General features: G+C 47.6%; 10 protein-coding genes and 1 pseudogene. 2 read left to right on the forward strand and 9 right to left on the reverse strand.

Annotated elements, in window-relative coordinates:
* From JCM15124_RS11555 to JCM15124_RS16810, 8 genes and pseudogenes are all read right to left on the reverse strand, one after another.
* The coding region (locus JCM15124_RS11555; protein ID WP_024999525.1) for a cobaltochelatase subunit CobN at positions 1-2565 on the reverse strand (2565 nt) is incomplete at its 3' end.
* A gap of 204 nt (positions 2566-2769) precedes the next feature.
* A pseudogene (locus JCM15124_RS14340) lies at positions 2770-4990 on the reverse strand (TonB-dependent receptor).
* Between the two features lie 222 nt (positions 4991-5212).
* Positions 5213-5887: an HmuY family protein gene (locus JCM15124_RS11565; protein WP_024999526.1), complete on the reverse strand. Its 675-nt coding sequence runs from the start codon at positions 5885-5887 to the stop codon at positions 5213-5215.
* Positions 5888-6644: 757 nt separating this feature from the next.
* Positions 6645-9464 carry a M16 family metallopeptidase gene (locus JCM15124_RS11575; protein WP_024999528.1) on the reverse strand — a complete coding sequence of 940 codons (2820 nt, stop codon included), beginning with the start codon at positions 9462-9464 and terminating at the stop codon, positions 6645-6647.
* Between the two features lie 174 nt (positions 9465-9638).
* Positions 9639-9851, reverse strand: coding sequence for a helix-turn-helix domain-containing protein (locus JCM15124_RS11580; RefSeq protein ID WP_024999529.1), 213 nt, complete (start codon positions 9849-9851; stop codon positions 9639-9641).
* Positions 9852-9864: 13 nt separating this feature from the next.
* Positions 9865-10074, reverse strand: a complete 210-nt coding sequence (locus JCM15124_RS16800; protein WP_232220180.1) for a hypothetical protein — start codon at positions 10072-10074, stop codon at positions 9865-9867.
* Complete coding sequence (locus JCM15124_RS16805) at positions 10056-10259, reverse strand: hypothetical protein (RefSeq protein ID WP_232220181.1); 204 nt, start codon at positions 10257-10259, stop codon at positions 10056-10058. The genes JCM15124_RS16800 and JCM15124_RS16805 overlap by 19 nt, the downstream gene beginning before the upstream one ends.
* A gap of 38 nt (positions 10260-10297) precedes the next feature.
* Positions 10298-10576 carry a hypothetical protein gene (locus JCM15124_RS16810; RefSeq protein WP_024999531.1) on the reverse strand — a complete coding sequence of 93 codons (279 nt, stop codon included), beginning with the start codon at positions 10574-10576 and terminating at the stop codon, positions 10298-10300.
* Between the two features lie 318 nt (positions 10577-10894).
* Here JCM15124_RS16810 and JCM15124_RS11595 point away from each other — a divergent pair, with 318 nt between their 5' ends.
* Both JCM15124_RS11595 and JCM15124_RS16035 read left to right on the forward strand, forming a co-directional pair.
* Positions 10895-11302, forward strand: coding sequence for an OsmC family protein (locus JCM15124_RS11595; RefSeq protein WP_024999532.1), 408 nt, complete (start codon positions 10895-10897; stop codon positions 11300-11302).
* 73 nt (positions 11303-11375) lie between these two features.
* A complete protein-coding gene (locus JCM15124_RS16035) occupies positions 11376-11648 on the forward strand; it encodes a hypothetical protein (RefSeq protein ID WP_156930716.1) in 273 nt (90 codons plus the stop codon).
* Positions 11649-12148: 500 nt separating this feature from the next.
* Here JCM15124_RS16035 and JCM15124_RS11605 read toward each other — a convergent pair whose 3' ends face one another.
* Positions 12149-13189, reverse strand: coding sequence for a leucine-rich repeat domain-containing protein (locus JCM15124_RS11605; RefSeq protein WP_024999534.1), 1041 nt, complete (start codon positions 13187-13189; stop codon positions 12149-12151).
* Between the last annotated feature and the right edge of the window lie 126 nt (positions 13190-13315).

Consider the following 13315-nt stretch of genomic DNA (forward strand, 5'->3'; position numbering starts at 1 on the left):
CATCGGCATACCCTTTGGCATGCTTTTACCCATTGCAGGCATCTTGCCGCCGTGCCCCATAGACGGAGCACCGCCTTGTTTGCCGTGCATAGACTTGCCCATCGGCATGCCTTTGCCCATTCCTTTAGGCATTCCCATACCTGCCGGCATGCCGCTGCCGCCTTTGCCTTTCTTGCCCATTGCGCCCATTCCCATCATCATCTTCATCATATCCGACGGTGCTGTGAGGTCTTCGTATATCTTATGGGCACGCTGAAGGTCGGCAGGCGATAGATTTCCTACCTTGCAAACGTAGGCATCTGTAACTTCCGACGAACTGCCGATGAGCGACTGAACCAACGCTTTTGCAGGGTAAAGGTAGCGGCTGTTGAACTCGGAGCGGTGTTTCAGCAATGCTTCGGTTGCTTTTCCTCTCACTTTATCGAGCGTGAAGAGCGAGTAAGCCACAGGGTCTGTACACATTTCGAGCACGCTGCTGTTGATGCGTGCAGCCTCGTAAGGCACACCCAAAGTATAAAGCTGCCCTGTTATCTTCTCGTTCGAGAGTTCTTCGGCAAAGTTGTCGATGCGCAAAATATCTTCTTCGGTGTAAGGACGGGTAAGCACGCTGTCCAAGCCCAAGTCGCGATGGAAGCCCAAACGAACCACAAGTGCCTTGATGGCAAGCGAGGTACGCTGAAGCAATGCTTTGTCTTTACCGATATTCTGTGTGTAAAGTTTCAATTTAGAAGACAGTTCGCCATACGCGCCACGCATTCCGCTCTCCATGAACGGCGGTGTGAGGTACGACTGTAAGCCCGCATACGAGCGGCGTTTGGCTATGAGTCCTTCGCCAACGTTGCCGATTGTGTAGAGATAGAAGTGCGGCAATGCACCCACCAAACGGTCGGGCCAGTCGAGATTGCTTAATGCTACCTGCTTTTTCGGTGTAAATTCAAGACTGCCGTGTGTACCGAAGTGTATCAGAACATCGGCTTTGAAACCGTATTGTGTCCACAGGTAAGAAGCGATGTAAGTGTGCGGTGGTGCAGCATCGGTACCGTGTACGATTTGAAAAGCATTATCCCCTTTGCCCGCAGCATTCTGCGGAAGCAGTACAACGTTGCCGAACTGCACGCGTGCCACAGCAAGTTTGCCGTCGGGTGTAGCCATAAATTCGCCCGGGAACTCGCCGTTTGCTTTCACCACTTCTTTATATTTCTCCGGTCGGAGTGTCTTTTTCACCCAACTGTCGTATTCTTCTTTGCTGACGAGAGCAGGCTTTCCGTTCTTCATAAAGTCGTCGAACGCACCTTTGGCATAAAGGTTGAACACTGCGCCCTGTCGCTGAATGGCTTGCATAAGTCCTTCGGGCGAGTCGGGCAAGCCCGCTACGTTGTAGCCCTCCTTCTTCAAACGCAGCAGCAGATTGTAGAGCGAAGGACCTACTTCCATACCGCCTGCGGTCATGGCGTTCTGTCCCGGTCCTTTATAATAGTAGATAGCGACACGCTTCTGACTGTTCGGCTTGTGTTTCAGCGATATGTAGTTGTTCACGGTTTGTACGAACGTGCCGAGCCTTTCGGGCATGGCAGCGACGTATTCCAAATCGTCTTTGCCTACATAATGGGCGAAAAGAGCATACGAACGCAAAGCTCCGTCGATTTCCGGCGTAACTACGCTCTGCGAAAGGAAACCTCCGTTCATTCCCATTTTATCGTCTTCCCATTTCTTTTCCAGCCTGTTCACGTTCAGCGGAGCAAAGAACGGCACATTGACACGCTTCAGATAGTCTACGAAAGCGTCGCCCAAGCGACCGTGTGCCATATTAATGATTGCCGAAACATTCACGCTGTCGGCGTGTTGGTCCTCTACGAACTTCTGAACGGAATGGACCGGATAAACCACATTGCCTGTTTTCTCGAGTTCGGCAATCAGTTCTTTCGGTTCGCCCATAGAGCCTGTGATGATGACAGCAGGGGCATTGTCTTTCCAAAGTCCTTTTTCTTTCAGGAATTTCGTGTACTCTGCTACGGAATTAAACTGCTTGTCCTCGTCGTCGGGGCGGTCCGGGTCGGCATGGTAAAGCAGTCCGTAGACGCGTTCCACCACCTTTCCGGCTTCGGGAGCGTAGATAATCTTCTTGTCAATATGCTTGCGCACGTAGCTGAGCATATTGCGATAGTTCTCGCGTCCGCCGTTTCCGATGTAGTCTTTCAGGCGATTGGCGTCGGCAGTGTCTACCGAACAGAAATCGTTGTCGGGGTTTGTAATCATCGTACTTACTACGGGCGTTCCGCCTTTCATGGCTTTTTCGAGTTCTCCGCGCTGTTCTTCGGTAAGGCGCAAGCCCATTGCCTGCACGAAAACCATATCGTAGTCGTCGGCTTTCTTTATGTCGTCGGCATCAAGGTTTTCTATTTTAATGAGCGGATTGTCGTTGGCGCGGGCTATTTGTCCGAGCGTGATGGTCTGATAGTTCACAAAAGCTATCCGTGTGGTAGACAGCCATTTGCTCCACACACCAAAACCGATGAGCAGCAATGCTGCCACGGCGACGATGATAAGTATTTTTCGTTTCTTCATACTGTTAGGATTTTAGTCTTTAACGGGTTGTTCAGGAAAGTACAAAACTGTTTATACGCTTGATTACAGCGACGTTGTAGTGAAAGCACAGTCGCAATATACCGCCGGTATAATGGCGTCGTGCCAACAACACAGTGGTATTGTATCGGCAGTACAGCCGCATTGTATTTTGGCTGTACCGCCCCTGATACCGTACAATAGTGTTTATTTCTTGAACATATCGGATATGTTGATGCCCACCGTCAGTACGTAGCTGATGCCGTTGAGCGGCAGTTGCACGTCAGAGTCGGCAGCTTTGTCGTGATAGTTGAAAATGTTGTCTACCATGAAACCAAGGTTGATGCCACGCGGAAGTTCCGAACGCAGGTTGATAGAACAGATGGTGCGCGGGTCGAACACGTAGCGCGTGTAGGTATTTGCCTTTGCCTCGTAAGAGTAGCGTGTGATGCGCGACATCCACTGACTGTTGAATGCGATAGACTCGGTGGTCTTTCCGAACTTGCGCTTATAGGTTGCGTTGAACTTGGCTGTATGCGGACGTATCCACGACTGGTTGTAACCGTTGCGCACGTTGTAGTCGTTGATGTAGGTATAGGCTGCCATCAGGCGCAAACCGCACTGCATACGGTAGTTCAGGGTGGCTTCTATACCTGTTGTTTTCACGTTGTCGGCATTTACATAGCGCATGTTGTAACTTTCGCCCGGCGATATGTATTCGTACGTAATCTTATTGCGGAAGCGGTTGTGGTATGCCGACAGCGAGAGGTTGAAACCGCCGCAGTCGTATTCGACCGATGCCGAGAGCTGGCTGCCATATTCCGGCTTGAGGTCTTTGTTGCCGTATATCATGATGATGCCTGCCATATTGAACTCTTGGTAGAGTTCCTTGAGGGTGGGAATGCGGTAGCCCTGCGAATAGCCTGCACGGAATGTGAGGTGCCGGAAAGGACGATAGAGGGCTGAAATCTTCGGTGTGAGGTGGAAATTGTAGTGTTGCCCTTTGTCGCCGCGCAGCCCTACCACAACGTTGAAGTTGTCGGTGATGCGCCAATCTTCCTGTGCGCAGAGCGAGAGCTGCGTTGTGCGGACCATTCCTGTATCTTTCATCATATAGTGGCGCAGACTTTCGTGTACGCCTTCGATGCCCGCATTGAACGTATGGCGGCCGAACGTGCCTGTATAGTATAGGCGTGCGCTGTGGTTGGTGTTGTTATAGACTTTCTCGACGAGCTTCACAAGGTCGTAGTCGTTTTTCTTCGCATAGTTGTCGAAGGTGTACGAGAAGGCGAAACCGTTGTTTTCGTTTATCTGCCAATTTGCTTTTCCGCCCACAACAAGGTCTTCGTAGCGTTGGTGATAGCGGCGTCCGGTGTACGTAGGACGTATGTTTGAATAGAAAGAACCGAAGAGTTCGGCATTCAGATGGTCGCTGAAACGATAGCGGAAGCGTTGTCCGAGGTCGAAAATCTTGTATCCGTAGACCGGAATATCTTGCGGTTCGCTTTTCTCCTGAAGTCCTTTGCCGTCAGGGGCTATGCGTTCTATGGTCTTTCCTTCTTTGTCTTTCACCCAGTAAGTGTCGCGATGGCGATAGCCGAACGATGTTTGCGAACTGAAATGGCTGCGGTTTACGCCTACTTGCAACGAGTAGTTCTCGCCGTTCGAGCCTGCATAGCGCGAGTTGAGCTGCACATTGAGGGGGCGTGCGTTCTTCTTTGTGATGAGATTGATGACGCCACCGATGGCACGACTGTCGTAAAGGGTAGACGCAGCACCACGTACCACCTCGATGCGTTCGATGTTGTCTACGTTAATTCGGCTGAAGTCGATGTTGTGGTCGGCACCTTCGCCACTCATTCGCTCACCGTCGAGGAGGAAAAGAACAGACTTGCTGTCCATGCCCTGATAGTTTATCGTGGTGGTTTGACTCATGCTGTTGTAGTAGAACTGTATGCCCGGAAGTGTATTCCAAGAGCGTGTTCAGGTCTACCGGGTTCACGGTCTTTATTTCTTCCTGCGAAATGACACGTGTAATGACGGGTACGTCTTTCAAAGGCTTCTCTGTTCTCGAGCCGGTTACCACCACTTCGTCCAAATTAGTGTTGGTTGGTATCATTTTAATCTTGAGCGGCGGGTGCCCTACTGCCGGTACACGCAGGGTTCGGGGGGCGTAACCCATGCACGAAACATGGATAACATAAACTTTATTATCGCCGAAACGAATGGTAAACTCGCCCTTGCTGTTCGTGCCCACCACGATGTTTGTGCCTTCCACCGTGAGCGTTGCACCTGCCAAAGGTTCGTCGGTGTCTACATCTACCACCGTTCCGGTGATAGGATAGCCCTTATCGGGCGGAACGTTATCTGCAAAAACGGTGGCAAAAACCGCCGTCAGTAATACGAATGTAAGAAGTAGTTTCTTCATACTGATGAAGCATTGATAATGCTGAATTAAGGTTGTATGCTAATGAAGTTCGCACGAACAAACTCCGTTTCTCTCGTCGGAAACCGCCAAGAGCTGCAATCGCCTGCTTTGGTATTATATATAATGTGTGTTCGGACAAACGGATAGCAATAAATGCAGAGACGGTTTATGCCTCTGCATTTATCGCTGATGTTATCGTATAATGCCCATAATGCTGACTTTCTATGCTTTCTTTATGAACTTATAGTCGAAGCTGACAACTTTTTGCTTGCCGGTCTTGTCCAAGTAGTCCTTAAATTTAATCAGGGCTGCATTGCCATTCTTGAACTTCACTGCAAACACCTTGTCGCTTACAATCTTTGGTTTGCCCATACCTGTGCTCTTGATCCACTTGTTCATTTCGCTGTTCACCATAGCCTTTGATACTGCAATGATGCCACCGCTCTGCATGCCGCTCAAGTCTACATATATATCTGCCGGTGCGTCAGCTACGTAATTGCCGGTCGGGAATGCCGTTATTTTGTTCAAATCGGTTTCTTCTGTCATCAGCACTTCGCCGTTGTTGGTGCGTGCATCGGTAATATGGAAGGCAAGGTGCCAACCTTTCGGCAGGTCTGCCTCTGTGCCTTTGGCAGGTTCTTTCTTTACTACTTCGTAGTCGGTACCGCCCATTGACTTATACTTGCGATATTCACGTTCGCCAAGTTCTTCCTGTTGTTGGAACCTACCCGTTTCGAGATTGATGTAAATCCATGAATCGTAACCGGGCATAACGGTTTCAAAATGCTTTACTTGCGCTGTCTCAGGTGTTGTCTTAGGCTCGTCGTTGTTGTCTTTACCGCACGATGTGAAAAGGAGTGCAGCCAAACAAGCTACTGCAAAAATTCTTGTTTTCATTTTTTTTAGTATTATTGTATTTATGTTTTTATTTAATTAATTCTTACTGTTGTATTCATTTCACTTCAGCGGTTGCAAAGTTAAAAAGAAAGAAAACCTTACACAATACTTATTTTTCGTGATTTTCTTTGCACCTGATTTCGTGGTTTTTACCTACTTTCAGGTAATGTTTTCATTGGTTTCGGCGGAAATATGGGCGGAATACCCAATAGTAATGAAGGTGGCAGCCATATCCGATACCCACTTTTGTTGCGGGGTTGCAGGGGGCTCTATGGTTTCTAGGAATTCTAGGGAAACTAGAATTTCTATGGAGAAAAAGCAGCTACAAAAAAGAGAATGCTCCGTTTTGCGGGGCATTCTCCATTTATTTTTCCGGGGGACTGATGCCGTCCGACGAGAGAACTTATCAAGTATGTGGACGGCAAAGCCACCCCGGAGACCACTTCAGGCTTCACAGCTGCCGGTGGTTTGTGTGCCCGTTGCTTCACAGTAATGAGTACACTACTATCTAATCAAAACTATTAAAATACGTTATTCAAACTTAGAAAAGCCCTCGAACACAGTTTCTCTGTAACGAGGATATATCTTCAGACACATTCCTGCAAACTCCATGCCATGGCAGACTTGTCGTAAAACTGTCGTGCACGTTGTGGCTTTTGGTTTTCAGAACCTGTCTTGATTGTTCTTTTTATGCAACGAGGCGACTCCCCGAAGACAGCTTTGCTGCAGCGAGGAGTTGCCTTTTGTTGTCGGCTTCTTACTTCTCGAGCTTCTCTGCGTTCATGATAACTTGAACGTAGTTGCCCGATTTAAGTACGGTCTTGGCGATTTCGCCGAGTGTTTTGGGCGACATAGCTTTCATTACTGCGTCGAAACCGTTGGCTTTATCAACGCCGTAGGTAGCGTAGTCTGAAAGTACGTCGAGCCAATAGCTGTTGAGTTTCACTGCATCGGTGTGGCTCTTGAGGATAGCTTCCTTCGCACGTGCAACGTCTTCGTTGGTGATTTTTGTCTGTGCATCGAAGATAATCTCTCGTGCGAGCTTCTCTGCGATGGCTGTCTTCTCCGGATTGGTAGCCAGTTCGCAACCGATTGTGATGTAACTGCCGGTTAAATCGTTCTCAAGACTTACTCTTGGCAGCGGCGTGTAAACAGCACTTTCCTTCTCGCGGATAATCTCGAACATCTTGTTCCACAAGTATTGACCTAATGCCTTTGCGTTAAGCGAGTTGGCAAGCGTATAGTCTACCTTGTCCGAACGATAAGTGTCGATTATCTTGCTTTGCGGGTTCGACATCTTGTAGCTGAAGCTCTTCTGTACCTTCCCCTTTGTATAGTTGCGCATATCGGCAAGTTCTGCCTTCTTCTTGCTTGCCGGGAGCGAAGCGATATACTTCTCGATGAGCGGACGAATGGTTGCTTCGTCGAAGCTGCCTACGAATGTGAAAGTAAATTCACCTGCGTTGTTGAAGAGTTGGCGATAAAGTTCGAGCGCACGGTCGTAGTCGAGATTGTCGAAGTCCTTGACGTCCGGAGAAAGTACGTCCAGCTGTTTGTTGTGGTTGTAGTAAGCCACAGAGTCCTGCATAACGACTTCAGGCTTGCTGGCTTTGTTCTCAAACTGCCCCTTCATGTACTGCATGATGAGCTTATAGTAGGCTTCGTCTTTCTTTATGTCGGTGAAGCTAAGGTTTATCATCTGCATCAATGTCTCCACATTCTCGTTCACGGTAGAACCGCTGAGGTAGTGTAGGTCGTTGCTGACACCTGCTTCTACGGCGGTCATCTTTGTCTGTGCCATGTTGGCAAGGTCGTTGATGCCCTTTGTTCCCAGTCCGTGTATGCCGGCAATGTCGTCCCAGAGCTTGCGCATAGCGAGGTTTTCCTTCTTGCCGATGCTCTTTCCGCCCGGTGCTGTTGCCATCACGAGTATTTCGTTTGCCTTGAGGTCGGTCTTTTTCAAGATAACTTTTGCACCGTTAGAGAGTGTCAGCTCTTTTGCGCCGAACTGCTTCAATGGCTTTTCGCTTACTATCTTGCCTGCCTTAGGCTCTTTCAGCATCATGGGTTCTTCCTTCGTATTGTCTACGTAGGCTTCTACTTTCTCGGCACGTGCTGCGTCTACGATAGCCGGGAGTTCTGCTTTGGTGAAACCGGTCTTGCCGTTTTTCTCCTGAAGAATTACGCTGATGGCGAAGTTTTTCTCGTTTGTGTTGATAAGACTCTTAGCCAATTCGTTGATGCTTGCGAGTGGCAGCATTGGCAAAATCTGGCCGTACATCTCGTATGTCTGCTCGATGGTGCTGTAAGGTTCGCCTTCGAGGAAGTTCTTAATGAGCTTCTGTGCGTATGAATCGTTGGTTATGGTAGCACGGTTGTTGTAGAGATTGTCCAACGAAGCCTTGTAAGCCTCCTTTGCGTGCTTAAATTCCGACTCGGTGAAACCAAACTGTCCGATGCGGTTCATTTCGCGAATAATCTGTGCCATCGCCTCTTTTTCCTTGCCTGCCTTCGGTATTACCACGATGCTTTCGGCGTCGCGGGTAATTGTATGACCTGCATAGCCCTCCACAGAAGCCTGCGCAACAACGAAGTTTGACTCAGGATTTTGTGCTATTTTCTGCATGCGGTTGTTGAACATGAGGTTCACAAGGCTATACATTGGCGAGAGATAAAGGTATGGCAGAGTCGCCTTCTCTTCGGGCGCGATGTAGTCTGTCTTGCGATAGAGCTGGAAAAGTTCCTGCGAAACTTCCTGATGGCTACCGAAAGCATAGAGTGTCTTGTCGTTGTCTTCTATCATTACCGGTGTAGCCTTGGTAGCTTCCTTCGACGGTTTCAGTCCGCTGAACATGCGCTTGATGCTTGCTTCTATCTTTGCAGGGTCGATGTCGCCCACGATTACAATAGCTTGATTGCCGGGGAAGTACCACTTGCGATAGTAGGCACGCAGTGTTTCGGGGTTGCACTTGTCGATAACGTCCATGCTTCCGATAACCGTGCGGCGGCCGTAGATGCTGTTAGGGAACAAGTCGGCATTGGCAGCGCGGAGCAAGCGTTGCATGGCGTTGTGTCCGCGATACTCGTTGTGCACCACGTCGCGCTCTGTTTCTATTTGGTCGGCTGTAAGTGTGAGTCCCTGAGACCAGTCGCTCAATACGAGCAAACAAGAGTCTACCTGTGCAGGACGGTTGGCAGCGATGCCCGTAAGAAAATAAACGGTGTGGTCGGCTGTGGTGTAAGCGTTCCAGCCGCCGCCTGTCTTGTCCATGAACTTAACGACAGAGTCGTCCGGGAAGTGCTTTGAACCGTTGAAAGCCATGTGTTCCAACAGGTGTGCAAGTCCGTCTTGGTCGTCGCGTTCCTGAATTGCGCCAACCTTGTGGGCAATGTAGAAGTTTACTTTTCCTTCGGGATAGTTGTTCTTGCGAATGTAGTAGGTAAGTCCGTTGTCGAGATGTCCTACTTTAACAGCTTCGTCCACAGGAGCTTTAGGCATATCTGCCATTTCGTTCTGTGCTGTTGCGCGGGTGGCAAATAGCGCGAGCGCAACCATTAAGATGTTCCTAATTCTCATATTTTTATTTATTAATCTATTGTTCTATTGCTTGTTTTTTCCCGTTTGCGGTTTGTGGTTGTGCGAAAGAGAGTGAGCCTTTACGAGAGCGGACGCTTTCCGCTCTCGCTGCAGCCACCTCAGATTCGTTTAACTAAACAATTTAATCTACAAACTTTTTTTATATTTCTTTCTTTATTCCTGTTTGTCCTCGCTGTATTCAAGTATGTCGCCGGGCTGACAGTTCAATGCCTCGCAGATGGCGTCGAGTGTGGTGAAGCGTATGGCTTTTGCTTTCCCTGTCTTGAGAATAGATAGGTTGGCAAGGGTGATGTTCACCTTTTCGGAAAGTTCGTTTAGCGACATCTTCCGCCGAGCCATCATGACGTCAAGGTTTACTACTATCATCTTGTTCCTTTCCTTACACTGTTAATTGATTTTCTTCTCGCATTCTTACACCGATGGCAAATATTTCATAGATGATGAAAATGAAAGGGATTTCAAACAACCCGTTAGGGAAATCGAGCGAATCGGCAATGTCTATGGTCTGCCCCGCAAGGCTGAACGACTGCTGTATGAAGTATATTTCAGCCAGCTTGATGCCCCACCATATTATATAATAGGCGAGCACGGAGAACGCATGATACGTATCACCTTTAAATTGCGCGTCAAGAAGATATTCTCGGAGTTGCGGAAGCGGGCTATCAGCTTGAACGACATAACCAAAACCATTATCGTGAGCACCGCCATGACAATGTAGAACAAGGACTTTATTACAAGAAAATAGCGTGGCGACTGGTAGTTCACGTCTGCCATGCGTATCCATATCTTCTCCGGCTTACCGGTTTTCTGATTTACGAAGGTAGCAGCTCGGCGTCTAAATTAGCCTTGAACGAAATGGTAGTGGCTCTTACCCACGCCTCGCTTTCGTCTCTCTCGCGCATTATTTCCTTGTATTCCTTCGAATTCACGTAGTTTTTATCGTGCCGTATCTTCTCTTCTATGTCCGCACTGCGCGCACCGGCTTTGAAATCGCTGACAATATCCTTTCTCGCATCGTAGAATGCGTAGAGCATAACAGCAGACATGATGCACAGCAATATGGTGCAATAGAAATTCAATCGTTTGTTCATAGTTCCCTGTTTTTGTCTCCTTTATATAAAGGTGTAATTGAAATGTGGCAACAATTCTTTCGTTTTGTGCTGCAAATATAGATAAAATATTTTTTACTTCCAAATCAGAAACGACAATAATTTATTGTTTAACAATAATTCTATGTTAATTAAGGAAAAATACTTCTGTATTTCCGTGTTATCGAACAACTGCATTGGGCATTTCCTTGCTTCGCAAAAAACTTAAAAAGCGTTTAATAGCAATAATTACAGTATATTTGTTTGCAGTATGAAATAAAAGTATTATCTTTGCCAATGGAAAATAAAAAAAACATTAACATGGAGAAATCAATAGTAAAATACTTAGGTAATTTCAGAGTAGAAGCTACTTACGAGCATTCAGGACAGACCCTTACAACCGACGCAGGCAAAGCATCGGGCGGTTTGGGTGAGTATGCAACACCGGCAGACATATTGGCGCAGTCGCTCGCAGCGTGTGCCATGACCACCATCGCCATGCGTGCATTCCGCGAAAACATCGACCTTACAGGCACATACGCCGTAGTGGGCGAGATTGTGGAGAACCCCGAAACGATGAAAATAGAAAAAATCGACATCGAATTTCACGTAAAGGGCAACCTTGACGACAAGATGCGCAAGAAGGTGGAAACATTTGCACACAAAGGTTGCTACGTAGGCAACTCGCTCACGACGGAGAAAAACTTCACCTTCGTGTACGAGGGCTAAACCCCAATCGGGCATTAGGACGCATTTGCTTAGATGTGTTATTCCGTAATGCTTCCTTACCGCTTTGGTCCGCTTGCCGGCATCTGCGCAGCCATTCCATCTCGATGTAGCCCGCTACACCTTCGATGAAATGCCGGCACATCTGCTCGACAATCGAACAAAACCGGTCAAGGACACTAATGAACGATTTGGGCTAAACCGAAAAAGACTGAAAGAGAAAAGGTTCCATATACTAAGACCAAATACAAAACGAACTAAGACTGACAAAACATTATATAGAGGAATTAAAAAAGAAGGGAGTCGAGGCAACTTGACTCTCTTCGCTGTTTTCGCCCCGTCGTGCTGAAAACAGCCCATAAAAGTGTAATTATTTTTCGCAAGAATATCCATTGCATAACTATTTCGCTGTCAGCATGTTGCAAAACCTATTGTTTCGCATTCCAAAACCGTAGGTTTTGCACGGTAAAAGCGTAGGTTTTACATCGCAAAACCTACGGTTTCGCAACGCCAAATCGAAATCGTCGTTTTTTCTACGAACTATCTTTACAAAATAAGAACTGTTTCTGCGCTTCCCGAAACGTTTACATTCGTAACCCCCAATCGGTGATTAGGACGCTAATCACCGCATTGGGGGTAAACTGTTTCTTTAACTCCAATCGGTTCATTAGGACGCTAATGGTCGATTGGGGATTAATGCAGGGGGCGTGAAAGCAATAACAGGGCTTTGCAGAAGATGCAGGGAAAGAAAACAAAAATGCCAAAGCGCAGAGCCTCAGCATTTTTATATCAATGTTCGGGAGTGTTTATTTCACGATGGTTGTCTGTTCGGTGCACGGCTGTTGCGACTTATTTCACAACCATTTTCTTCTTGTTCACGATGTAGATACCGCGAGGAAGTGAAGAGAGCGAGGCTGTTGTGCCCACCTTTACACCGCCCAAGGTGTACACATCGAGGGCTGTTGCGGCTGCGGTGTCGGCTGCGGGCTTTGCGATACCTGTGCTTGTGGCTTCGATATTGACGAAGTCCTGCCATTGCTTGGCGTGCTTATAGGCATTCAGGCTGACAGACGGAACAAGCAGTTTGCAAGTCTCTTTGTTCACGTCGTCTAAGGCTTCTTCCACACAGGTGGGTGGTTCGATGGCTTCGCATGTTATCTGTTCCAAAGCCTTACAACTGTTGAAAACGGCTGTACCGATAATTTTCAAGCCACTGCCGAGCAAAATACGCTTCAGTCCGGTGCAATATCTGAAGGCATAACGGTCTATCATGTTCACCTTATCGGGTATAACGATGCTCGTAAGACCGCTGCAACCGGAGAACACACCGCTATGTATCTCTGTTACTTTCTCGGGTATTACAATGCTTGTAAGACTTGTGCAATTCTTGAAAAGAGAAGCGTTGAGCATGTCTATGCTATCGGGAATGACCACGCCGGAAAGGCTATGGCAGTCTTGGAAAGCCGCCGGGGCAATGTATGTGATGGTAGGCGGCAGAACAATGCTTTTAAGACCGGTGCAGTTCTTGAAGGCAGCACCACCGATGGCTTGCACGCTGTCGGGCAAAACAACCTTGGTGAGCTTCTGACAGTTTGTGAAAGCAAAATAGCCAATGATTTTTACGCTCAAAGGAATGGATACGTCTGAAAGGTTGGTGCACTTGCTGAAAGCCGACATGGCGATGGAAGCTACCGGATAGGCTGTGCCTTCTATGTCTACACTCGACTTTATTTCGGCTTTCGTAAGGTTGGGGTCGGCACCTGTTATTTCGGCGTAAGGACCGTATTCGCTAAGGGAATAGACAATGCCGTCTACTGTTACTTTCTGTGCAAGCAGCGTCAGGGGCAACAGGAAAAGCAACGGAATGGAAAGAATAATTGATTTTTTCATAATAAGTAATGTTTAAATGTGATGAATATAAGTTTATAATGGGTAAGTAGGTGTTCAAAATTAAACGTATCTATATTGCTTTTATCTTTTATGCTTTCACTTTGCCATCGTCTTCACGGCTCTTTT

It is taken from the genome of Prevotella falsenii DSM 22864 = JCM 15124 (genome assembly GCF_000613945.1).
Taxonomy (GTDB): Bacteria; Bacteroidota; Bacteroidia; order Bacteroidales; family Bacteroidaceae; genus Prevotella; species Prevotella falsenii.

What these genes read in the sequence shown, in the direction of transcription:
- JCM15124_RS16805 (WP_232220181.1), bottom strand. Translation starts at nt 10,259, where the DNA reads ATGGCAGACGTGAACTACCAGTCGCCACGCTATTTTCTTGTAATAAAG.
- JCM15124_RS11595 (WP_024999532.1), top strand. Translation starts at nt 10,895, where the DNA reads ATGGAGAAATCAATAGTAAAATACTTAGGTAATTTCAGAGTAGAAGCT.
- JCM15124_RS11575 (WP_024999528.1), bottom strand. Translation starts at nt 9,464, where the DNA reads ATGAGAATTAGGAACATCTTAATGGTTGCGCTCGCGCTATTTGCCACC.
- JCM15124_RS11605 (WP_024999534.1), bottom strand. Translation starts at nt 13,189, where the DNA reads ATGAAAAAATCAATTATTCTTTCCATTCCGTTGCTTTTCCTGTTGCCC.
- JCM15124_RS11565 (WP_024999526.1), bottom strand. Translation starts at nt 5,887, where the DNA reads ATGAAAACAAGAATTTTTGCAGTAGCTTGTTTGGCTGCACTCCTTTTC.
- JCM15124_RS11580 (WP_024999529.1), bottom strand. Translation starts at nt 9,851, where the DNA reads ATGATAGTAGTAAACCTTGACGTCATGATGGCTCGGCGGAAGATGTCG.
- JCM15124_RS16810 (WP_024999531.1), bottom strand. Translation starts at nt 10,576, where the DNA reads ATGAACAAACGATTGAATTTCTATTGCACCATATTGCTGTGCATCATG.